Origin of the sequence: Bacteroides sp. L10-4 (assembly GCF_013373675.1) — a bacterium.
GTDB classification, from domain to species: domain Bacteria; phylum Bacteroidota; class Bacteroidia; order Bacteroidales; family Bacteroidaceae; genus Bacteroides; species Bacteroides muris.
Genome location: NZ_JABXJH010000010.1, coordinates 39247 through 62835, shown reverse-complemented (window position 1 = coordinate 62835; position 23589 = coordinate 39247). Strand labels below are relative to the sequence as shown.

The window sequence follows — 23589 nt, the reverse complement described above, 5'->3', positions numbered from 1 at the left end:
TTCATCGTTTACCCCTAATCCTTATCCCTTTATCCCTATCTCTTATAATTTCAGTATCGTTGCTCCGCCCTCCACAATGATGCCTTTGTCATAGGTTTTCCCTTGGGTGTAGTAGCGGCTGCCGCCATAACCGCCAGTGAGGAATAAGCCAAAGCGGTCGGTCAGGTGGTATTCTAGATTGACACGTGCTTGGAGGGCATAGAGACGTGCCGGAATGCCGTAGTTTTTGTTTTTGAAGGTTTCTATATGTTGGTATCCCAAATCTCCGCTGATGAACAGCTGTTTGTAGAGCGGTAATTCAAGACCGGCACGGTAGAAGAGGGCAGCGGAAAACTTGTCGCCAAAATCCAGATAATGGGTACCGCCACCGAGGATGGTATAGAAGAGCCGGTTCTTGAAACGGGTACCCACATTCAGCTTGGTGGCATTACCACCAAACAACATCAGTTGAACTTTCGTTTGGGGATTGGCATTGACTAATCCCAATTGGAAACCGTCTAATTTTTCTTTGTAGTAGTTGAATAGCCCTATTTGAAGCCCTTGGGCACGTATAGCCATATTGGCAGCACCTATTTGTAATCCTTGGGCTGTACCTCCCACCACATTGCCCAGGCCGGAAACCTGAACACCGGTCATATCTCCGGCAGTGATGTTGGCAAAGGCGGACATTTGCATGCCATTCAAGTCTTCACCGACTACACTTAGCAGGCCGGCTCCTGAAAAACCTTTGAAATTTCCGCCGGAAATACTGGCGAGTCCGGCAAAGTGTATACCGGAAGCACCTTCTCCGCTGATATTCAACAAGCCGCCTATGGAGGCACCGCGATTATAGTCCCCACTGATGTTTGCCAGACCGGAAATGATGACGCCTTGCGCATGATTTCCGGTGATACCTACCAGTCCCGAGACGGATACTCCGATGAGGTTGTTGCCATTGATGTTGGTAATTCCCGCTATCTGTATGCCTCGCATGCTTCCTCCCACCATATTTGACAGACCTGCCATTTGCATACCGTTTACATTTCTGCCGGTTACACTACCAAGAATATTCATGCCGAGGCCATTCAGACGGTTCATGGAGGAAAACACACCAAGATTGAAGCAAGTGCTTCCTACGGTATCAGTCCGCTGTGTAGAGATGTTTTTCCATAGGGAGATATTGATACCTACCGGGCCATGGTCTGTTCGTGAAGAGCGTTGTTTTCGGAAAGTATTTTCGGAGGATTTTTGAATTGTGTCCGGCTGTACGCTGCCCGGATTATGTTCTTGGGCAAGAGTTGTCCCTGCAAAAAGCAGAGACATAAGGAGGAGTGAAAGGTTTCGTTTCATACTTTTTTATATTTCGTCCGGCCAGGGAGCTGGTTGGCGGGTGGCACGCAACAGAGGGCGCTGCGCATTCACAGACCGGAGGTAATTACTTAGTTTTCGTGATAGCTCTTTGACAACTTCAGGCTTTTCTTGGGCCATATCATGCTTTTCACTGATGTCAGCGGGGATGTTGAAAAGTTCTCGTCTACCGTCACCGAAATAGTACACCAGTTTCCACTCGCCCGAACGGATGGAGCAAGTGGCTCCAATGCCCGGACCGGAAGGCCCCCAACTATTGGGATAATGCCAGTAGATATCACGCTTTTTCATTTCACCTTTTCCGGTGAGCAGCGGCATAAAACTGATACCGTCGCGTTGTTGTACAGTTGTATAGTTGTCGACGCCTGCCATCTCAAGGATGGTGGGGAAAAAGTCCTCTATCATCAGATAATGGTCGCATTGGGTTTGGGGAGCCACGATGCCCGGCCAGCGGACAATCATCGGTTCACGTATGCCTCCTTCGTAGGCAGAGCCTTTGCCGCTGTTGAGCGGATAGTTCTGGACATGTAGTTGTCCGGTACGAGTGTGGGCCGCCAAGCCGCCATTGTCGGACATGAAGATGAGGATAGTGTTTTCCGTCAGGTTGTTTTTGTCCAGATAGTCCATGATGTCTCCCAGGCTTTTGTCCATGCCCTCAATGAGAGTGGCATAGGCAGCTTCTACCGGAGAAAGGCCTTTGTCCAGATATTTCTGGTAAAAACGCATGTCAGGTTGTATAGGGGTATGGATGGCATAGTGTGCCATGTATAGAAAGAACGGCTTGTCAGTCTGCTGTGCATTATCCAGTGCCTTCATGGCCTCTATGGTAAGGGCTTCACTTAGGAAAGTGTCGGTGCCATAATATTTCTCCAGACCGGGTACGGCAGCTAGGGGGCTTCTACCGTCTGTTCTATTGCCGAAATTCTCCTGGCCATAGTAACTGGCAGGTGAACCGGCGGCATGTCCGGCTATGTTCACTTCAAAGCCCATTTTCAACGGGTCGGCTCCAGGAGTGCCTTCAGCACCGAAGTGGGCTTTTCCGCAATGAATGGTATGATAGCCGTGGGCTTTGAGCACTTCGGCCAGGGAGGTGACTTGTGTAGTCCGTTCCACGCCCGGTTCTTGACAAATGCCGTTAACGTTCCATTCCGGATAAATCATGACCGAGTCCGGTTGTTCATGGGTAGTGTTCTTACGGAGAGTCCAACTGGTAACTCGGTGCCTAGCGGCATTCATTCCCGTAAAAAGGCTGACACGCGTAGGTGAACTGATGCTGCATGCATAGGCCTGCGTAAACATTTTGCCTTGTGTGGCCATTCGTTCCATGTTAGGAGTATGGTACGTATCGTTGTACTTGGTACGCTGTGTCCAAAAGGAGAGGGAGGTGTCTTGCCATCCCATGTCGTCCACTAGGAACAGAATGATGTTCGGTTGCTCTTTTGGAGCAGGTACAACATCCCCAGACGGCATGCCATACGCTTCTCCCGCCATGCCGCATATTGGAAGCATGGCGGATAATAATAATTCGTTTCCCATTTGGATAATAATTTAGAAAGGGTTAGATAGCTTGTTGTTCAATGCCCTTTTTACGTTATTCTTTGGCCTCCTGATACAAGAAGCGCTTGATAGATTTTTTCGGCGTTTTTTCAAATTCTTCAGGATAGATTTTCATCTTGAATATTTGGCTGTATGTGGGCAGTTCTGCATTCAGCGCCACACGATTTTCTTCCATGACGCGTTCGATGTCGTCATTGTTCAGACCATGGGCAAAGGCATCATCGAAGTCGGGGTACACCAGACCTACAAGTTTCTCATTTTGCTGCACGATGATGCTTTCGGCTACATATGGCATATTGTTCAGCTTGTCTTCTATTTCTTCCGGGTAGATATTCTGACCACTTGGGCCGAGGAGCATGTTCTTGCTGCGTCCCTTGATGGTTATGTTGCCTTCAGCATCCATTAGGGCAAGGTCTCCGGTGTGCAGCCAGCCGTCTTTGTCAAGTACCTGCATGGTGGCTTCTTCGTTCTTGTAGTAACCCAACATTACATTGTGGCCACGGCAGACGATTTCTCCCGGAATATTTTCGGGGTCGGGTGAGAGAATTTTCACTTCCATGCGCGGTGCGGCCTTTCCGCAGGAACCGGATTTGAAGCGAGTCCAATCCTCGTAACAGATGATGGGGCCACATTCCGTCATTCCATAGCCTACCGTATAGGGGAAATCTATCATCTTTAGGAACTGCTCCACTTCCTGGTTGAAGGCAGCTCCTCCTACAATTATTTCTGCAAAGTTACCGCCAAAGGCCTGTATCATTTGTTCACGTACGGTCGCTTTTATCTTGTCGTTAATGATGGGTACTTTAAGTAACAATTTCATGGCAGGAGTTTCCAGCTTGGGCAGTACACTCTTCTTTATAATCTTTTCGATAATGAGCGGGACAGCCACAATCAGGTTAGGCCTCACTTCGGTGAAAGCTTGGAAAATAATTTTGGGGCTGGGCATGCGGGTGAGGAAGAAGATGTGGCAACCTACGGCGAATTCATACAGAAACTCGAATGCAAGTCCGTACATGTGCGCCATTGGCAGCATGGAGACAATCTTGTCACCGGATTTTAGCGGCAATACTTCGAAAGCGAAAGTGGTATTTGACCACAAGCTGCGGTAGGGTAGCATCACTCCTTTGGAATAACTAGTGGTGCCGGATGTATAGTTGATGACTGCCAGTTCGTCGGGCTGGTCCTTGTGGTAACCGACATGTTCCTTGCGGAAGTTCTTGGGGTATTTCCTGCCGAACATTTCGTTGAGATGTTCTCGGGCATAGTCCAATTTTTCGCTACGGGAGACAAGGATGTAGAAGTCTGTCATCATCATGATGCCCTCCAGTAGCGGCATGGCACTTTCATTGAGGTTCTCCCAAACCTGATCGCCTACAAAAAGCAGTTTGGCTTCGGAATGGTTCACGATGTTGTGTATATTGTCTGCCTTGAATTCGTGAAGGATGGGGACGATTACCGCGCCGTAGGTCAATGTTGCGAGGAATGTTACCCCCCAGTGGGAACTGTTGCGGCCACAAACGGCAATCTTATCGCCTTTCTTGATGCCGCTTGCCTCAAAAATAATATGCAACTTTTCTATTTTCCGGGCTACGTCCTTATATTGCAGGGTTGCTCCCTTGTAATCGGTCAGAGCATCTAAATCCCAATTTTTCTTTATGCTATTCTCTATATAAGTGATAAAACTTTGTTCCATGATATTAATTGCACATTTAGTTGAAGATTGTGCAAATATAAGAGTTTATATATAGAAAGCAAATTTTTATAAGGAAAATAGCTCTTTATGCACACGGCTTTTTCATTTGCAGAAGTTAGAGAGAGTTGTTACTTCGCTCTGTTAGTAGTTAAAGGACTGGACTGGGACAAACACACCGGATTTTTTGTTTGTATCTGCTATGGAATGAGATAAACGGCCTTCCTACCGAGTTATTTAGGTTCAGAAGGCCGTGATATGGCAAGTCCGTTGAATTGTCTGAATTTTTGTAAAAGAATCTCCATGCGTTTAAAAAGGGGATTTATGAGTTTTCTTAGAAAAAAGGCGAAGGGATAATCATCCCTTCAAATACCAGTTGTACATACGTTGTACGCCTTCTTCAATGTCAATCTTATGATGCCAGCCCAATGCATGTAGTTTGCCGGGATCAGTCAGTTTGCGCATGGTTCCATCTGGTTTGGAGGTATCGAAAGCCAAACGGCCTTGATAGCCTACGGTGTTTACAATCAGCTCTGCCAATTGGCGGATGGTGATTTCTTTTCCCGTACCAATATTGATGTGGCAGTTGCGGATTTCCTTGTCGTCCGGATTGAAGGTATCCTTGAAGTTGACGTGCTCCATGACGAAGACGCTGGCATCTGCCATCTCCTCGCTCCAGAGGAATTCGCGCAAGGGGGTGCCAGTACCCCATAATTTCACTTCTTCTTCGCTGATGCCGTATTTCTGGAGAATATTCAGAATGTCCTCTTTGCTGCTGTCGCCGTTGATGCCTTCCACCGGACGCAGGTTCATGTCGTGGCGTACGGCATCCCAGTCACCTTGTTTCAGGTGGTGGGCAAGGTGTATCTTGCGTATCATGGCGGGGAGTACGTGGCTGCGTTCCAGGTCGAAATTGTCGTTGGGGCCATAAAGGTTGGTGGGCATCACGGCAATGTAGTTCGTACTGTACTGAAGATTGAAGCTTTCGCACATTTTCAGTCCGGCTATTTTGGCAATGGCATAGGGCTCGTTGGTGTATTCCAGCGGAGAGGTGAGGAGTGCGTCTTCCTTCATCGGCTGTTCGGTATCACGGGGATAGATGCAGGTACTACCCAGAAAGAGGAGTTTTTTCACTCCGTGACGGAAACTTTCGCCGATGACATTCTGCTGTATCTGCAGGTTCTTGTAGATAAAATCGGCACGATAGATATTGTTGGCCATGATGCCGCCCACAAAGGCGGCGGCAAGGAATACATATTCAGGCTGCTCCTCGTCGAAGAAGCGGCGTACGGCAACTCCGTCGAGCAAATCGAGCTCTTTGTGGGTCTTGCCGACGAGGTTGGTATATCCTTTCTCCTGAAGATTCTTCCAGATGGCAGAACCTACCAATCCCCGGTGGCCTGCTACATATATTTTGGCATTTTTGTCTAACATTGTTATCTGAAAATTTGTTTGGCCATTCAAAGCTCTTTGCTTTTTAAATACAACTTTTTCACGAATTTCATGTCGTGCTCTACCATGATGCGTACCAACTCTTCAAAACTGGTCCGCTTCGGGTTCCATCCTAGCAATGTTCTTGCTTTGGTGGGGTCTCCCAGTAACTGTTCCACTTCGGCAGGCCGGAAATATTTTGGGTCGACTTCCACGAGGACTTTGCCGGTCTGTGTGTCGATACCTTTCTCGTTCACTCCCTGCTCTTCCCAGCGTAGAGTGATGCCTGCCTCCCGGAATGCAAGCGTCGCAAATTCGCGTACGGTGTGCATCTCTCCGGTGGCAATGACGAAGTCTTCGGGAGTGTCGTGCTGTAGGATGAGCCACATGCACTCTATGTAGTCTTTGGCATACCCCCAGTCGCGCCGGGCATCCAGGTTGCCTAAATACAGCTTGTCTTGAAGACCTTGAGCGATGCGGGCGGCCGCCAGTGTGATTTTTCTTGTCACGAAGGTTTCACCGCGACGTTCGCTCTCGTGGTTGAAGAGTATGCCGTTTACGGCAAACATGCCATAGCTTTCGCGATAGTTTTTTGTAATCCAAAAGCCATACTGTTTGGCTACGCCATAGGGGCTGCGGGGATAGAACGGGGTCGTTTCGCTTTGCGGCACTTCCTGCACTTTCCCAAAGAGCTCGGAAGTGGAGGCCTGGTAGATGCGTGTCTTCTTCTCCATACCGAGGATGCGTACGGCTTCGAGCATGCGCAGGGTGCCTACAGCATCGGTTTCAGCGGTATATTCGGGTACGTCGAAGGATACTTTGACATGGCTTTGGGCGGCAAGATTATATATTTCGTCCGGTTGCACACTCTGGATGATGCGAATCAGAGAACTGGAGTCCGTCATGTCTCCATAGTGCAGATTGATGGTACGTTTCTGTTTCATGTCGCGTACCCATTCATCGAAGTAGAGGTGCTCAATGCGGCCGGTGTTGAAGGAGGAAGAGCGACGCAGGATACCGTGCACTTCATATCCTTTCTGTAGGAGGAATTCGGCAAGGAACGAACCGTCTTGCCCGGTAATGCCGGAGATAAGAGCTTTCTTCATAATGTATGCTTTTTGTTATTATGTCTTTTCAGACTGCAATATTCGCTATTTTTCACGAGATGGCAAAATATAAACTATTTCTTTCCCATCACTTTGTCGATAATCAATGCAATTGCTCCGTCGCCTGTAACATTGCAGGCTGTGCCGAAGCTGTCCATCGCTATGTATAGCGCAATCATCAGTGCTTGTGCCGACTCGTCAAAGCCCAGCATGGATTGCAGAATGCCCAGTGATGCCATGATGGCACCTCCCGGTACTCCCGGAGCGGCCACCATAGTGATGCCCAGCATGAAGATGAAGCCTGCAAATAGAGAGAAATCATGGGGCATGCCTTGCATTATCATCAGTGCCAGGGCACATGCCACAATCTTCAATGTACTACCCGACAAATGGATTGTGGCGCAAAGTGGGATGACGAATCCGGCGATGTCGGCAGAGGCACCGTTTTTCCGGGTCTGCTCCAGCGTTACGGGGATAGTGGCGGCACTGGATTGAGTGCCCAGCGCCATGAAGTAGGCAGGCATCATCCGTCCCAATAGCTTGAGAGGGTTTTTGTGGACAAACAGTGCCGCAATGCTATATTGGAATATCAGGAGGAAGATGTGAAGCAGGAAGATTACACCGATTATCTTAATAAATACCATCAGGATACCGAATACTTGCCCGTTGTGTGTCATGTTGAGGAAAATACCGAAAATATAGATGGGAAGCAGTGGTAATATCACTGCACTGATTGTGCGGATGATAATTTCTCGAAAATCGCGCGCCGCATTTTTCAGCACCTCACTTTTCAGTTGTGCCAAGCCCAGTCCCAGCGTGAAGGCAAGTACGAGTGCGGTCATTACATTCATCAACGGTGGGATGCCCACTGAAAAATAGGGAAGGATACCTTGCGACTCGCTGATTTTTTCCAACGGCACTCCGGGGGCTATCAGGGAAGGGAATACTGTCATGCCGGTGAAGTAGGAGAGAAAACCGGAGAACAAGGTGGCTCCGTAAGCGATGAGCGCCGTAATCACCAGCATCCGCCCGGCCCCTTTGCCGATGTCGGCAATGGCAATCGTGACCAGTCCCACAATGATGAGGGGAATGCAGAAGTTCAGGAATTCACTGAAAATAGCATTGAATGTTACGAACAACCGCACCAGCGAAGCGGGTAGGAAATTTCCAAAAAGTATACCTGAAATAATGGCAATGATGATGCGTGGCAATAGTCCGATGTGGAAGTTCTTCATAGGCATTGGTTTTCTGTCTGGTTGAAAAATAGGCTTTCGCTGGCAAAAGTACTATTTTATTTCCGTAATTCATACGAACAAATGCTATTAGCATTTTGTTTCCATGGAAAAATAAGATTTGCATCAATATGGAGAATCTAAATAAAACAGACATTGGACTTGTCGGTCTAGCCGTGATGGGAGAGAATTTGGCTCTCAATATGGCAGATAGGGGATGGAATGTTTCGGTATATAATCGTACGGTTCCGGGAGTGGAAGAAGGAGTAGTGGTACGTTTTGTGAACGGCCGCGCCAAAGGGAAAAGCATTGAAGGCTATACAGACATAGCCGAATTCGTAACTTCCATTGCCACACCTCGCAAAATAATGATGATGGTTCGTGCCGGCAGTGCAGTGGATGAGCTGATGGAACAGCTGTTTCCCCATTTGTCCGAAGGGGATATACTGATTGACGGTGGTAATTCCAATTATGAGGACACTAATCGGCGTGTGGCATTGGCCGAGAAGAAAGGCTTCCGTTTTGTGGGAACCGGAGTTTCCGGTGGAGAGGAAGGAGCGCTGAACGGCGCTTCTATCATGCCTGGAGGCTCTGAAAGTGCCTGGCCTGAGGTGAAACCTATCTTGCAGAGTATTGCGGCAAAAGCATCTGACGGTACTCCGTGTTGCCAGTGGATTGGTCCTGCCGGTTCGGGTCATTTTGTCAAGATGATACATAACGGTATCGAATATGGAGATATGCAGCTCATTGCCGAAGCTTATTGGGTGATGAAGAATCTGCTGGGGTTGGACAATGGACAGATGGCGGAAATCTTTGCTGATTGGAATGAGGGTAAGTTGCGTAGCTATCTCATTGAAATTACTGCCAATATACTGCGTCATAAGGACAAATCGGGAGGTTACTTGATAGACAAGATATTGGATACCGCCGGACAGAAAGGTACGGGTAAGTGGTCTGTCATTAATGCAATGGAGCTGGGCATGCCGTTGGGGCTGATTGCTACGGCTGTGTTCGAACGTAGTTTATCGGTACAGAAAGGTCTGCGCGAAACGGCTTCCAAGCAATTTGTATGCCGACGCTCGCAGGCGGTGTACAACAAGTCGGAGATGGTGAAGGATATCTATTCCGCACTCTATGCTTCCAAATTAGTGTCATACGCCCAAGGATTCGCTGTGTTGCAGCGTGCCTCCGATGCTTTTGCCTGGAACCTCGATTTGGCATCCATCGCCCGCATGTGGCGGGGGGGCTGCATCATCCGTAGCATTTTCCTGAACGACATAGCCACGGCTTTCGAGGCTAAAGATAAGCCTAAACATCTGCTGTTGGCACCTTATTTCAAAAATGAAATGCAACAGCTGCTTTCCGGCTGGAAACATCTGGTGGCACAATCCATGAAAGAGGAACTTCCGGTGCCTGCATTTTCGTCTGCCTTGAATTATTTCTATTCCCTGGTGTCTGTCAAGTTGCCTGCCAATATGATTCAGGCGCAACGTGACTATTTTGGTGCACATACCTTTGAAAGGACAGACGAGTTGCGTGGACAGTTTTTCCATGAAAATTGGACGGGACACGGAGGAGACACGAAATCGGGTACGTACAATGTGTGAGAAAGGGAAGCGGATAATGAAGAAACTAGTGATTGTTATATTCGGCGCTTCGGGCGACTTGACGAAGCGCAAACTGATGCCGGCACTCTATACTTTATATAATGGCGGGCGGTTGCCGGAAGGATTCACCATTTTGGGGATAGGGCGTACCGAGTATACGGATGCCCGCTACCAAGAATATATAATGAGTGAATTGGGTAAGTTCGTAGCTTCCAAAGAGCAGGTGGAAGATAGAATGAAGGATTTTTGCAGTCATCTGCATTACTTGGCATTAGATCCTGCCCAGGTCGAAGGCTATCATCTGCTGGATGGACGCTTACAGGAGTTTACCGGTGAGAAGAAGCCGGATAACCTGCTGTTTTATCTGGCTACTCCACCTTCCTTGTACGGTGTCATTCCCTTGCATTTGAAGGCTGCCGGTCTAAACCGTCCTGATACACGTATCATTGTTGAAAAGCCGTTCGGTTACGATTTGGAGTCGGCCGGAAAGCTGAATCGTATTTATGCTTCGGTTTTCAAGGAACATCAGATTTATCGTATCGACCATTTTCTGGGTAAGGAAACGGCGCAGAACATTCTCGCCTTCCGTTTTGCCAACGGAATCTTCGAACCGTTATGGAACCGTAATTATATAGACTATGTGGAGATTACAGCCGTAGAGAATCTGGGTATCGAAGGACGGGGCGGATTTTATGAAGGTGCCGGAGCCTTGCGTGATATGGTGCAAAACCATCTCATACAGCTTGTGGCACTTACTGCATTGGAGCCGCCTGCCATTTTCAATGCAGATAATTTCCGCAACGAGGTGGTGAAGGTATATGAGTCATTGGCTCCCTTGACAGAGGAGGATTTGGAGGAACACATTGTCCGTGGACAATATACGGCTTCGGGCTCGAAAGCCGGGTATAGAGAAGAGAAGAACGTGGCACCCAATTCGCGTACCGAAACGTATATTGCCATGAAAATCGGTATCGACAATTGGCGGTGGAAGGGGGTTCCTTTCTATATCCGTACCGGCAAACAGATGCCGACAAAGGTGACTGAAATTGTTGTACATTTTCGTGAGACGCCTCATCAGATGTTCCATTGCGAGGGTGGACACTGTCCTCGTGCGAATAAGCTGATTCTGCGCCTGCAACCCAATGAAGGCATTGTATTGAAATTCGGCATGAAGACTCCCGGACCCGGATTTGACGTGAAGCAGGTGATGATGGACTTCAGTTATGACCAGTTGGGCGGGCTGCCTACTGGTGATGCCTATGCCCGTCTGATAGAGGACTGCATACAAGGTGACCCTACACTCTTTACCCGCAGCGACGCGGTAGAGGCTTCATGGCGCTTTTTCGATTCCGTGTTGCGTTATTGGAAAGAGCATACGGATGCTCCTTTATATGGGTATCCCGCAGGTACTTGGGGACCTTTGGAGAGTGAAGAGATGATGCGCGAACATGGTGCTGAGTGGACTAATCCGTGTAAGAATTTGACTAATACTGATGAATATTGCGAGTTATGAAAAGTTATGTTTGTCATTCGGCTACAGCTACGGCACATGCGTTGATTGAACATTTGATTGCGATGATGGAGCGTGAGCCGGAAAAGACCTTTTATTTTGCATTCAGCGGGGGAACTACTCCTTCGCTGATGTTTAGCATTTGGGCTAACGAGTACAAGGAGGCGACTCCTTGGATGCGGATGCGGATTTACTGGGTGGATGAACGGTGTGTACAGGCAGAGGATTATGAGAGCAATTATGGTACCATGCGCCGTTTGCTGTTGGAGGAAGTGGGCATGCCCGATGAATACGTTCACCCTATTTATGGAGTGAACTGCCCGGAGATTGAGGCAAAGAACTATTCGACACTGGTTTGCCGTACGGTTCCGCTTTTGGGCAGATTCCCTGCCTTCGATGTCGTTTTGCTTGGTGCAGGAGATGACGGGCATACTTCCTCTATCTTTCCGGGCCAGGAGTGTCTGCTTTCTTCCTTTCATCCTTATGAGGTGAGTGTCAATCCCTATAATGGGCAGAAACGCATAGCCATGACCGGCTGCCTTTTGTTTGCTGCGAAGCATCTTATTTTCTTTATTACCGGTAAGAATAAGGCGGATGTAGTCCGCAATATTCTTGATTCCGGGGATGCCACCGGTCCGGCAGCTTATGTGGCCCATCATGCCGAGCATGTGGAATTGTTTCTCGATGTCTGGGCCAATGGGGGGAGATTGTCCGACAATCAAATTTTGCAACCTGCTGCGAAATGATGGAAATCTGCTTTTCTTGTAAGTGCCCGATACACCTAAAATAAAAGCACTTCCAACGTTCGCTCACGGAGGAAGTGCTTCACACAAAAACTAAACTAGACTTAACTAAACTATTCTATTGGGGGAGTTTCACAACTCCTATCTGTTCGGTGCAAAGATAAAAAAACATATTTTAATATGCAAAAGGATTCTATGATAAATCGACGTTTTTCCTGATTTTATCGATGGATTGGTCGATTTTTCTAGCTTCTTCGGTCTAAAAAATCCTGAAAAGCTTGTTTGTAGCTGTCACTTACCGGGATATAATTCTTCCCGAATACGATGCGACCACGGTCTATGATGCGTATTTTTTCCTTTTGGACAATGTAGGAACGGTGGACGCGCATGAAACGCGAGGCAGGCAGGAGTTCCTCCATTGCCTTCATGCTCATTAAAGACAAGACAGGCTTGGGAGAGTCCTCCTCGTAGATTTTAAGATAGTCTTTCAACCCCTCTATGTACAGAATTCTACTCAGTTCGATTTGCACCAGCTTATACTCGCTCTTTACGAAGATGCTCCGAATCTCTTCCTTCGGCTGTTGCAGCAATTCGAACCATTGCACAGCCTTGTGGGCAGCTTGCAGAAAGTCAACGTAGGAGATGGGTTTCAGCAAGTAGTCCAGCGCATTGACCTTGTAGCCGTCTATGGCATATTGGTCGAAGGCGGTGGTGAAAACAATGCGGGTATTGAAATCGACCATCTTTGAAAATTCGAGTCCGTTCAGTTCGGGCATCTGGATGTCGAGGAAAAGCAGGTCGACGTGCTTTTCGGGCAATTCCTTGATGGCTTGCACGGCACTGGAATATTTACCGGCCAACTCCAGAAACGGGGTCTTGTTGACGTAGCTTTCCAGAAGCCCCAAAGCAAGAGGTTCGTCGTCTACAATGGCACACTTCAGATTCATATTTTTATAATTAAAATCGATTTATACTCTTTCATGTCTTCGCTCACTTCCTGCTGCCAGCCGTAATGACCGGGATAGGTCAGTTCCAGACGCTTGCGTACCTGTTCCAGACCGATGCCGCTTCCGCTTTTGTCTGCCATGCTTTTGGGATGGTAGCTGTTGGTTATTTCGCAGCATATCTCTCCGGGACTTTCACTGAAGTGGATGCGGATATAGCTGGGCTCGGTAGGGGAGATGCCATGCTTGAAGGCATTCTCTATTAGAGAGATGAAGATGAGCGGAGCTATTTCCGTACGACTGTCCGGCCGGATGTCTATCTTTGTTTCCACAGTGACGTTGGAGGAGAGACGGATGCGCATCAGTTCGATGTAGTTGCGGATAAAGTCCATCTCCTTGTTCAGGGTGACGAAGCTCTGCTGGTTGTCGTACAGCACATGGCGCAGCAACCGACTCAGTTCCTGTACAGCGGTTTGTGCCTTGTCGGCATCGAAGGCGATGAGGGCGTAGATGTTGTTCAGTGTGTTGAGCAGGAAATGCGGGTTGAGTTGGTTGCGCAGGTTTTTCAGCTCGGCTTCCGTGCGGCTTTTCTCGGCTTCCCGGCGGGCAGCGTCCATCTGTACCCAGCGTCCGCTCATCTTGATGGCGGCACTTAGCCCTATGGTCAGTATCATGGAGAAGGCATCGCGCAGGATGAATATCCATTTGGGAGGTCCTATGCGTTTGCTGCCTTTATCATCGTGGGCGTGTGCCTGAAACATGTATTCTTGCCATAGGTGGGCACCGGCGGTGATACAGATAATCAGCAGTGCGTTGAGCAGCAGATACTGCTTGATGCGTCCTTCGAACAAGTATCGTGGAATCAGGAAACAATAGTTTACGTAGAACACGATGAGAAAGGAGAGGGGGATGACACTGCCGTGGCGCAGATAGTCCATCCAGGTGATGTTGAATCCGCTTCGCGTCATCATCAGAAAGGGGAAACCGAATATGATTCCCCAGCCTATGATGTGTATCAGGATTTCGATGCCACAGCGGCGTGGGTTGGGAAGTTGCAGTTTCATCATGACACAAAGATAATATTTTTATATGGATATTGAAAACATCCGCAACGCCTGTAGAGCTTTTCCTTGTTCGCAGGGTGCGGATATGTATTCCAAGGTTGCGGATATGTGTCCCCAGCTTGCGGATGTCTATCCCAAGGCTTGGGATAGAGATTATCTTTAGTTCCGCATAACTTTTCTTCTTGTTGGCAGAAAGTTTCTTCCTAATACATAGAAAGTTCTTTCCTAATGTCCGACAAGAGGAAGACTGGTTATTCGTAGCGTATGGCTTCTATCGGGTCGAGGTCCGCAGCCTTCTTGGCGGGATACCAACCGAAGAACACACCGGTAACGGTACATACGGCGAAGGAGAGGAATACGCTCCATGGCTGTATGAAGATGGGCCAGTGGGCAACACTTTTCACTATCCAACTGGCGCCGCAGCCTATGATGACGCCGATAATGCCTCCAGTGATGCTGATAAGAATGGCTTCGATGAGGAACTGGCTCAAGATGTCGACACCGCGTGCGCCTACACTCATGCGTAGACCGATTTCGCGCGTGCGTTCCGTCACCGATACATACATGATGTTCATGATGCCGATGCCGCCCACAACGAGCGAGATGCCGGCGATGCAGGCAAGCAACGTGGTCATCAGGTCGGTGGTGGAGTTCAGCATGGTGCTGAGTTCCTGCTGGCTGCGGATGGTGAAGTCGTCATCGTCACTCTCCTTCAGCTTGTGGTTGCGGCGTAGTATCCCGGTAATTTCGCCGGTGGCATTGTCTGTCATCTCCTCGGTAAGGGCAGAGGCGAAGATACCGCTGAGATAGGTCTGTGCCAGCAGGCGTTTCATCACGGTGCTGTAAGGGGCGAGCACGACATCGTCCTGGTCCATGCCCATGGAGTTGTAGCCTTTGGACTTCAGCACGCCCACCACGCGGAAGGGAATTTGGTTGAAGCGTATGATACGTCCTACGGGGTCTTCTCCACCGGGGAAGAGATTGTCCCGGATGGTCTTTCCGATGACGCACACCTTGGCGGAGGTCTGTATGTCGGCTTCGGTAAACATTTCGCCGTTCTCTACGCTGAGCTGCCGGATTTCGAGATAATCCGTACCGACGCCGCTCACAGAGGAGGGGTAGTTGTTGTTGCCGGCGATGAGTTGTCCGCTGGAGGAGACATTGGGACTGACGGCAGCCAGGAAATTGGTTTCGTTGCGCAGGGCTTCGTAGTCGGTCAGCTTCAGTGTCTGCATGGCGCTGGGGTCTTGGCGGACACCGCCACGCATGTCGGCACCGGGATGAATCATAATCATGTTGGAGCCCATCTCGGAGATTTGCGCTTGGATGCTTTTCTTCGAACCTTGTCCGATGGCAAGCATCGTGATGACGGACGCCACGCCGATGATGATGCCCAGCATGGTGAGGAATGCGCGCAGCTTGTTGTTGTTCAAGGCTCGCAGGGCTATTTTGAAAAGGTTTGTTCCGTTCATTAGTCTTCCTCCTGTTTAGGTAATGCGGCCAGGGCTTCGGCTGCATTCTGAATATGGGTGTTGATTGTATCGTCCTTGATTTGCCCGTCGCGCAGCACGATGTTGCGGCTGCTGTACTGGGCTATTTCGGGATTGTGTGTCACGAAGATGATAGTACGTCCTTCGGCATGCAGCTTTTGGAACAGTACCAGAATCTCGAAAGAGGTACGGGTGTCCAGATTACCCGTGGCTTCGTCTGCCAGGATAACCGCGGGATTGTTCACCAGGGCGCGGGCGATGGCTACGCGTTGCATCTGTCCGCCGGACATCTGATTGGACTTATGCTCCAGTCGGTCTCCCAGTCCTACGGCTTGCAGGGCTTCGATGGCGCGCCTCCGCCTTTCGGAAGCCGAGACGGAGGAGTTGTACATCAGCGGTAGCTCCACATTCTCCACAGCAGTGGTTTTGGGCAGCAGGTTATAGTTTTGGAATACGAATCCGATTTTACGGTTGCGCAGTACGGCACGTTGAGGCTTGCTCATGGTGCGTACGGAGATGCCGTCCAGCAGGTATTCGCCGCTGGTGGGCGTGTCCAGGCAGCCGAGGGTATTCAGCAAAGTAGACTTTCCGGAGCCCGATGTGCCCATGATGGTGACAAACTCGCCTTCGTGGATGGTGAACGAGACGCCGCGCAGGGCATGCACGGTTTCGTCTCCCACCTGGAAGTTCCGTTTGATATTTTGAAGTTCAATGACTGCTTTGTTCATAATTCTTTTTTTATATTATTTTCCGTTCTTCTTCTTGCTTCCCGGAGGGCCGGGCATGAACGGACTCTTTTCACCGCCGGGAACTTCCCTGTTCATGTCCGGAGCACCGCTGCCGGGCAGGCTGCCGATGGTGGCTTCGGTCACCACTACGGTACCTTCGTTAATGCCGCTGATGATTTCCGTGTTGACTCCGTTGGAGATACCGATTTTCACTGGATGGGCGGTAAAGGTGTTGCCTTCGCGTGTCCAGAGTTTATGTTCCCCTTCGCAGTCTTTCACGATATCATTGTCGCCGATAAGCGGTTTTTCGGGGTTGAAACGCAGGGCACGGGCGGGAGCGCACAGCACGTTTTTGCGGTCGAGGGTGAAGATGGTGACGTTGGCTGTCAGACGTGGCTTCAGTTTCAGGTCCGGGTTGTGGGCGGAGATGACTACTTCGTAGGTCACAACCGTGCTGGTGCCGGTGCTCGACGTGCTGCTTGAGCTGGCATCTCCCAGGCGGATTTGCGTGACTACTCCTTCAAACACGTCATTCGGATAGGCGTCTACGGTAAATGTGGCGCGCTGTCCTTCTTCCACACCACCTATGTCGGCTTCATCCACATCGGCCACAACCTGCATCTGCGTCAGGTCGGCAGCGATGGTGAACAGTGTCGGCGTCTCAAATCCGGAAGCTACGGTCTGTCCGGCTTCCACGTCGCGGCTGATGACCACGCCGTCAATGGGAGAGGTGATGGTGGCATAGGAAAGGTTGCGTTCGGCCTTTGCCAGTGATGCCTGGCTGCTTTCGTAGTTGCTCTTGGCTTTCTCGTAGTTATAGACGGACTGCTCATAGTCCGTTGTGGCGATGAGCTGCTTTTCGTTCAAGGTCTTGTTGCGTTCGTAGAGTTTCTTCTGGTAGTCGTACTCGGCCTTTGCACCGTTATAGGCGGCGCGTTGCGAAGCGAGTTCGCTTTGCAGTGTCACGCGGTCCATCTCGGCAATGAGCTGGCCTTTGGTTACTACGGAATTGTAGTCTACATAAATCTTATCGATGATACCGCTCACCTGGGTACCCACTTCTACTTCCGTCACCGGTTCGATGGTTCCCGTGGCGGTTACGGATTCGGCAATCTCGCCTTTACTGACGGTGGCTGTGGCGTAGGTCACCCCGTGCTTGGCCTTTGCGCCACCAAAGAGGCATACGCCGCCGCCCACTATGACTACGGCAGCTACGGCAATGAGGATGGTTCTTTTTTTGTTCATATATATAAGGTATTATAATTCGATTTTTTCTCCTTGGTAAAACTTCAGTAGCTGCATGTTCAGTATTGCCATGTACTTGGCCTGCAGCGTTTCCTGCTGTGCGTTGAGCAGATTACTCTTTTCCGTCAGCAGTTCTACGGTATTCTTCATGCCCAGGTTGAACTGTTCCCGGATTAGCTCATAGCTGATCTGCGTACTTTTCAGTTTCTCCGTAGCAGCGACGTAGCGTTGCTGTGCGCTGTTGGCATCGAGCCAGAGGGTTTCGACGGTTTTGTACAGTGCCTTCTGGTCATCCAGCAAGTCCAGCTCACTGGTTTGCTTCTGAATTTTGGCTTTCTCTATGGCACTTTTGGTCTGTCGATTACTGAAGATGGGCACGCTTACGGTGAAGCCCAGCGAGTTGTTCCAGTTCTGCTTTACCTGCTCGCTGAAGGTGAAGTCGTTGCCATTGGCATGGCTGGTTCCGATACCGGCGCTGAGGCTCAGAGTAGGCAGATAGCCTGCGCGGGCAATCTTGATGTCAAGGTCGGATGTCTGTATGTTCAGTTTGCCTGCTTCTATCTCCGGACGAAGCACGAGGGCAGAGCGATAGACATCCGTCTTGGCGGGCAGGGGTGCCAGTACGTTTTCTGTGCCCAGGGCAGGGATGTAGAGGTTCATTTCGGCTTCGCCATCCAGTTCCAGAAGCTGTTTCAGCTGTAGTTTGTAGTCTTGCAGGGTGGCTTGCGCTGTCACCAACTGGTACTTGTCGGTGCTTACCTGCGCTTCCAGTTGTGCCAGGTCGCTCTTGGCTATGCTTCCTGCTTCAAGAAGCTGGCGGGCGCGTTCGCATTCGGCCTGGCTCACTTTCAGGGTAGATTCGTTCACTTTCACGGCTTCGGTGGCGTAGAGTATCTGTACGTAGTTCTGTGCGATGCTTTCCTCGATGCTGTTTTCGCTTTGGGCCACGCTGAGCTCGGCAATGCGGCGGTTCAGTTGCTGCTGTTTGATGGTGTTGAGGCGCTTCCCGCCATTGTAGAGAGTCCAGTTGGCATCAATGCCGTAGCTACCGTTGTAGGAAGTCTTGCTCTGGCTGCTGGTGATATTGTCACCGTCGATGATGGTGTTTGTTTCGCTCTTCGGGCGATTCACGATACGCTGGTTCACACTGGCCGAAAGGTTGGGGAAGAGGGCGGCTTGGGCGGCCTTTACGTCTACCCGGGCACTTTCCGCACTGAGGCGGTTCTTACGGATGGTGATGTTTTGCCGTAAGGCATAGTCGATGCACGACTGCAAGTCCCATAGGGCGGCCAGGCTGTCGGCAGGCTGTTCGGAATTTCCGATAGTCTGCGCGGGAGTGGCGTTTTGGGCGGCCAATCCCATGCAGCTTGCCATACATAGCGCTATCACTGTCAATCTTTTTACATTCGTCATATCTTCGTTATTCTATGGTTTTACATTGGCAAATGTAGCGGAGTGGAGAAAGGATTGCAAAAGTGATAGACGTTGGGAGAATTTTTCTCGTCTAAAATCTTTTTTGTACCGATGAATGGGAGAACTCTTTTTTCTGTTCAACTTTTTACTTTTTTATTTGTTCTTTATATAAAAGTATTTTATATTTGTAATCATTATAATTTTATCGACATGAAACGGACTGCGGTGAATATTTGGCGTTTTTATTTGGAAGGTTTCCGAAGTATGACGTTAGGGCGTACTTTGTGGCTTATCATCCTTGTGAAGTTATTTATCATGTTCTTTATTCTCCGCCTTTTCTTCTTTCCACGGTTTTTGAATACTCCCGTGGTGGGCGATGACAAGGAAGGCTACGTCAGCAATGAGCTTATCCACCGGAGTCTGGGCAGTGACCTTCTACCTTCCCAATAACTCTCAGCAAATAATTTATAACTCATAACACATAACTTGATTCTTATGCTTGAACACATTGACACTTCTCTGATTGACTGGTCGAGAGCCCAATTTGCCTTGACAGCCATCTATCACTGGATTTTTGTGCCGCTGACACTTGGACTGGCGGTAATTATGGGCATCATGGAGACGGTGTACTACCGTACGGGTGACGAATTTTGGAAACGTACTGCCAAATTCTGGATGAAGATTTTCGGTATCAACTTTGCTATTGGTGTAGCAACCGGCATCATTCTGGAGTTTGAATTCGGTACGAATTGGAGTAATTACAGCTGGTTTGTGGGCGACATCTTCGGTGCGCCGCTTGCCATCGAGGGTATTTTGGCTTTCTTTATGGAAGCAACGTTTATCGCCGTCATGTTCTTCGGCTGGGATAAGGTGAGCAAGCGTTTCCACTTGGCATCTACCTGGCTCACGGGGCTGGGCGCCACGATTTCCGCCTGGTGGATTCTGGTTGCCAATGCGTGGATGCAGAACCCCGTAGGCATGGAGTTCAATCCCGATACGGCACGCAACGAGATGGTGGACTTCTGGGCTGTGGCAACTTCGCCGATGGCTGTCAACAAGTTCTTCCACAGTGTGCTGTCCGGCTGGGTGCTGGCTGCCGTGTTTGTAGTAGGCGTAAGCTGCTGGTATCTGTGGAAGAAGCGTGAAAAGGAATTTGCGCTGGCAAGTGTAAAGATTGCCGCATGGGTAGGGCTGTGTGCCGCTGTGCTCTCTGCCTGGACGGGTGATGGCTCGGGCTATCAGGTGGCGCAAAAGCAGCCGATGAAGCTTGCCGCCATGGAAGGGTATTATGAAGGAGAGCAGGGTGCGGGGCTGGTAGCCTTCGGTCTGCTGAATCCTGCCAAGCAGACGCCGCAGGACGGAGTAGATCCCTTCCTTTTCCGTGTGGAAATCCCTAAGATGCTGTCGCTGCTTGCCGAACGGAAGATGGATGCTTTTGTTCCCGGCATCAATGACTTGCTGAAAGGCGGATATCCGTTGAGGGACGGTACCATAGCGCTTTCGGCAGAAGAGAAAATAGAAAAAGGAAAAACGGCCATCGGTGCGTTTGCCGCCTATCGTGCAGCCAAGGCGGCGGGCAATGATGCGGATGCAGAGGTGGCTGCCAAAGTGCTGAAAGATAATGTAGCCTATTTCGGTTACGGCTATATCAAGGATGCGAACGAGCTGGTGCCCAATGTGCCTCTTACGTTCTACATGTTCCGTGTGATGGTGATGTTGGGGGGATATTTCATCCTCTTCTTTATCGTGGTGCTGTTCCTGGCCTATAAGAAAGACTTGTCGCAGATGCCGTGGATGCATTGGGTGGCTATGCTCACCATTCCGTTGGGCTATCTGGCTGGACAAGCCGGATGGGTGGTTGCCGAGTGCGGTCGTCAGCCGTGGGCCATCCAAGACATGCTGCCTACGAGTGCGGCTATCTCTAAGCTGGACGTAGGCTCCGTGCAGACCACGTTCTTTATCTTCCTTGTGCTTTTCACTGTCATGCTGATTGCCGAGGTGGGAATTATGCTGAAGGCCATTCGCAAAGGTCCGGAAACAGAAACGCATAATTCATAACATAATTCATAATTTATAATTCATAACTCACAATGAATACCTATATTTTTCTTCAACACTATTGGTGGTTCGTAGTCTCCTTGTTGGGAGCACTGCTGGTATTCCTGCTGTTTGTGCAGGGAGGTAATTCGCTTCTGTTCTGTCTGGGGAAGACGGAGGAGCAGAAGAAGATGATGATTAATTCTACGGGACGGAAGTGGGAGTTCACATTTACAACGCTTGTCACGTTTGGAGGTGCGTTCTTTGCTTCGTTTCCGTTGTTCTATAGCACTAGTTTCGGAGGGGCCTATTGGTTGTGGATGATTATTCTGTTCAGCTTTGTGTTGCAGGCTGTCAGCTACGAGTTCCAGTCGAAAGCGGGAAATCTGTTGGGCAAGACAACGTATCGCACGTTCCTGGTGATAAACGGAGTGGTAGGTCCGGTATTGCTGGGTGGGGCAGTGTCCACGTTCTTCACGGGGGCCGAATTTTGCATTAATAAAGGGAATATGGCAGATACGTTGATGCCGGTCATCAGTCAGTGGGCCAATGCAGGACACGGGCTGGATGCGTTGCTCAACCCATGGAATGTGGTGCTCGGGTTGGCTGTATTCTTCCTGGCACGCATCTTGGGAGCGCTTTATTTTATTAATAATATCAATGAGGATGATTTGGTGAGACGTTGTCGCCGGGCACTCTGGGGAAATACGGCATTGTTTCTGTTATTCTTCCTGGCCTTCGTCATTCGTACGCTGGTGGCCGACGGCTATGCTGTACGTCCGGAAACGGGAGAGGTGTTTATGGAACCTTACAAGTATCTGACGAACTTCCTGCAGATGCCGGTAGTGCTGCTTGTATTTCTTGTTGGTGTGGTGGCTGTGCTCTGGGGCATCATCCGCACGCTGTGGAAGCCGACATTCGATAAAGGTATCTGGTTTGCCGGTGCAGGGACGGTGCTTACGGTATTGGCACTGCTGCTTGTGACAGGCTATAACAATACGGCCTATTATCCTTCTACCCACGACCTGCAAAGCTCACTCACGTTGGCAAACAGTTGCTCGAGTCAGTTCACACTGAAGGTGATGGCTTATGTCTCTATCCTTGTTCCTTTCGTTCTTGCCTACATCTTCTACGCATGGCGCAGCATAGACAATCGTAAGATTGATGCGAAGGAGATGGAAGAGGGTGGACACGCATATTGATTGAAAATTGAAGTGAGAGAGACTAAGGATGCAGAACTGGGTGCCAGTTTCATCAATCGCAGAATTAGTCTTTCTCTTTTATCGTTTTTTGTATTTTTGACAATGTGATTAATGTGCCAATATGCTAATCGGCACATAAATCACATTCGCACGTTAATTAGCTGCTTCCGCATTCTTAATCATCTGTTCGCTGGCATACATGTATACTTCCACGCGTCGGTTCTGGTCGGCAGACAGACTTTCGTCGTATTCGTTGTATCCCACGCCTTCCACTTTCTTGAATTGGGCTGGAGATACACCGCAATCCTGCAAATAGTTCTCTACGGCATAGGCACGATTCTTGGAAACCTTCATGTTAGCTTCGTAAGTACCCACCTTGTCGGTATGGCCGATGATGGCAATATCCGTTGTCGGGTCTTCCTTCAGAATTTGTGCAAGTTCGCGCAGGGAAGCCTTGGCATCGTTGCTCAGTGCTGCAGAGTTGAAGCCGAACAAAATACCTGCCGCAAAGGATACTTTGACAGCCGGCAAGCCGTTGGCATCCGTTACCTGCTCCACTTGGGCACCTTCAATCTTGGCAGCTTCGGCAGCCTTTTTGTCCATTTTGTGTCCGATGGCAACACCGGCACCCGTACCTACTGCCGCGCCTACTGCCGCGCCAATGGCAGCACCCTTGCCTTTACCTATCAGTCCGCCGATAATGGCACCTGCCGCTGCGCCGGAGCCACCACCGATTATTCCACCTTTTGCTTTGTTGTTCATGGTGCCACAACTGCCCAGCAGTAATGCACTGCACAGAAACAATACTGTAATTTTCATTTTCTTCATAATTCTTTTTCTTTTAAAAGTTGACTTTATCTTTAATACTGCAAATTTATGTATATAATAACCATATTTCTCTTCCTAAAGTTCGTCAGTGCGGTTGTTTTTTTAGAGGAATGCGCATATAGTTACATCCGATGCTTACAATGGCAGGCGGTATCGTCCGTCCCAGCCCGTAGAACACACCTTGCATGGTGATTTCCATCATCATGAACATTTGCGAATAGCCGTCAATGCGGAGATAGTCTCCACCCACGCGGTAGGCATCGCTCTCAGGCACGAAGATGGAGAACACCTCGTTGCCGAACAAGATGAACAGCAACGAGCAGAGGCTGCCGAATACACCAGTCATCCATAGGGTGGTGCGCCATGCCTGCTTCACGCGTGACTTCTGTCCCGCTGCATAGTTCTGGGCGATAAA

19 protein-coding genes and 1 pseudogene are annotated in these 23589 nt (G+C 49.5%); 6 read left to right on the top strand and 14 right to left on the bottom strand.

All coding sequences use genetic code 11. From position 1 onward, the window contains the following. Positions 1-42 precede the first annotated feature (42 nt). The 6 genes from HU824_RS05275 to HU824_RS05250 form a co-directional block, all read right to left on the bottom strand. Positions 43-1329 carry an LA_2272 family surface repeat-containing protein gene (locus HU824_RS05275; protein ID WP_176468291.1) on the bottom strand — a complete coding sequence of 429 codons (1287 nt, stop codon included), beginning with the start codon at positions 1327-1329 and terminating at the stop codon, positions 43-45. 6 nt (positions 1330-1335) lie between these two features. Continuing rightward, positions 1336-2883, bottom strand: a complete 1548-nt coding sequence (locus tag HU824_RS05270; RefSeq protein WP_176468290.1) for a sulfatase — start codon at positions 2881-2883, stop codon at positions 1336-1338. 55 nt (positions 2884-2938) lie between these two features. Then, the gene (locus HU824_RS05265) at positions 2939-4597 is read right to left on the bottom strand and encodes a long-chain fatty acid--CoA ligase (RefSeq protein ID WP_176468289.1); all 1659 of its coding nucleotides are present in this window, start codon (positions 4595-4597) and stop codon (positions 2939-2941) included. 354 nt (positions 4598-4951) lie between these two features. Continuing rightward, complete coding sequence (locus tag HU824_RS05260) at positions 4952-6028, bottom strand: GDP-L-fucose synthase (RefSeq protein WP_136009352.1); 1077 nt, start codon at positions 6026-6028, stop codon at positions 4952-4954. 26 nt (positions 6029-6054) lie between these two features. After that, on the bottom strand, positions 6055-7131 hold the full coding sequence (gmd, locus tag HU824_RS05255; RefSeq protein ID WP_176468288.1) for a GDP-mannose 4,6-dehydratase: 1077 nt from the start codon (positions 7129-7131) through the stop codon (positions 6055-6057). A gap of 74 nt (positions 7132-7205) precedes the next feature. Next, complete coding sequence (locus tag HU824_RS05250; protein WP_136009354.1) at positions 7206-8366, bottom strand: dicarboxylate/amino acid:cation symporter; 1161 nt, start codon at positions 8364-8366, stop codon at positions 7206-7208. Positions 8367-8494: 128 nt separating this feature from the next. Between HU824_RS05250 and gnd the strand changes: the two genes are divergently transcribed. From gnd to pgl, 3 genes are read left to right on the top strand one after another with little or no spacing between them, the layout of a single operon-like run. After that, a complete protein-coding gene (gene gnd / locus HU824_RS05245) occupies positions 8495-9970 on the top strand; it encodes a decarboxylating NADP(+)-dependent phosphogluconate dehydrogenase (protein ID WP_176468287.1) in 1476 nt (491 codons plus the stop codon). A 16-nt stretch (positions 9971-9986) separates the two neighbouring features. Then, positions 9987-11483 (top strand): glucose-6-phosphate dehydrogenase, encoded by a 1497-nt coding sequence (gene zwf / locus HU824_RS05240; protein WP_176468286.1) that lies wholly within the window; start codon positions 9987-9989, stop codon positions 11481-11483. Then, the gene (pgl, locus tag HU824_RS05235) at positions 11480-12226 is read left to right on the top strand and encodes a 6-phosphogluconolactonase (protein WP_176468285.1); all 747 of its coding nucleotides are present in this window, start codon (positions 11480-11482) and stop codon (positions 12224-12226) included. The genes zwf and pgl overlap by 4 nt, the downstream gene beginning before the upstream one ends. Before the next feature lie 242 nt (positions 12227-12468). On the opposite strand, the gene HU824_RS05230 is transcribed toward pgl, so the two are convergent. The 6 genes from HU824_RS05230 to HU824_RS05205 all read right to left on the bottom strand — a co-directional run bounded on the left by HU824_RS05230 (position 12469) and on the right by HU824_RS05205 (position 19107). Next, complete coding sequence (locus HU824_RS05230; RefSeq protein ID WP_176468284.1) at positions 12469-13170, bottom strand: LytTR family DNA-binding domain-containing protein; 702 nt, start codon at positions 13168-13170, stop codon at positions 12469-12471. After that, a complete protein-coding gene (locus tag HU824_RS05225; RefSeq protein WP_136009358.1) occupies positions 13167-14234 on the bottom strand; it encodes a sensor histidine kinase in 1068 nt (355 codons plus the stop codon). Before HU824_RS05225 ends, HU824_RS05230 begins: the two co-directional genes overlap by 4 nt. Positions 14235-14482: 248 nt before the next feature. Then, the gene (locus HU824_RS05220) at positions 14483-15703 is read right to left on the bottom strand and encodes an ABC transporter permease (RefSeq protein WP_176468283.1); all 1221 of its coding nucleotides are present in this window, start codon (positions 15701-15703) and stop codon (positions 14483-14485) included. Further along, positions 15703-16449: an ABC transporter ATP-binding protein gene (locus HU824_RS05215; RefSeq protein ID WP_136009360.1), complete on the bottom strand. Its 747-nt coding sequence runs from the start codon at positions 16447-16449 to the stop codon at positions 15703-15705. The genes HU824_RS05220 and HU824_RS05215 overlap by 1 nt, the downstream gene beginning before the upstream one ends. Before the next feature lie 15 nt (positions 16450-16464). Next, positions 16465-17694: an efflux RND transporter periplasmic adaptor subunit gene (locus HU824_RS05210; RefSeq protein WP_136009361.1), complete on the bottom strand. Its 1230-nt coding sequence runs from the start codon at positions 17692-17694 to the stop codon at positions 16465-16467. 12 nt (positions 17695-17706) lie between these two features. After that, on the bottom strand, positions 17707-19107 hold the full coding sequence (locus tag HU824_RS05205) for a TolC family protein (protein WP_136009362.1): 1401 nt from the start codon (positions 19105-19107) through the stop codon (positions 17707-17709). Between the two features lie 210 nt (positions 19108-19317). Between HU824_RS05205 and HU824_RS05200 the strand changes: the two genes are divergently transcribed. The 3 genes from HU824_RS05200 to HU824_RS05190 are packed head-to-tail and all read left to right on the top strand — an operon-like array spanning position 19318 to position 22346. Continuing rightward, positions 19318-19557, top strand: coding sequence for a DUF4492 domain-containing protein (locus HU824_RS05200; protein ID WP_136009363.1), 240 nt, complete (start codon positions 19318-19320; stop codon positions 19555-19557). 45 nt (positions 19558-19602) lie between these two features. After that, positions 19603-21165 (top strand): cytochrome ubiquinol oxidase subunit I, encoded by a 1563-nt coding sequence (locus HU824_RS05195; protein WP_176468282.1) that lies wholly within the window; start codon positions 19603-19605, stop codon positions 21163-21165. A 32-nt stretch (positions 21166-21197) separates the two neighbouring features. Further along, complete coding sequence (locus HU824_RS05190; protein ID WP_176468281.1) at positions 21198-22346, top strand: cytochrome d ubiquinol oxidase subunit II; 1149 nt, start codon at positions 21198-21200, stop codon at positions 22344-22346. A 153-nt stretch (positions 22347-22499) separates the two neighbouring features. Here the strand turns inward: HU824_RS05190 and HU824_RS05185 are convergent, their stop codons facing one another. After that, positions 22500-23174 carry an OmpA family protein gene (locus HU824_RS05185; protein WP_136009366.1) on the bottom strand — a complete coding sequence of 225 codons (675 nt, stop codon included), beginning with the start codon at positions 23172-23174 and terminating at the stop codon, positions 22500-22502. Positions 23175-23277: 103 nt separating this feature from the next. Continuing rightward, positions 23278-23589: pseudogene (locus tag HU824_RS19675) on the bottom strand (MATE family efflux transporter); the annotation flags it as partial.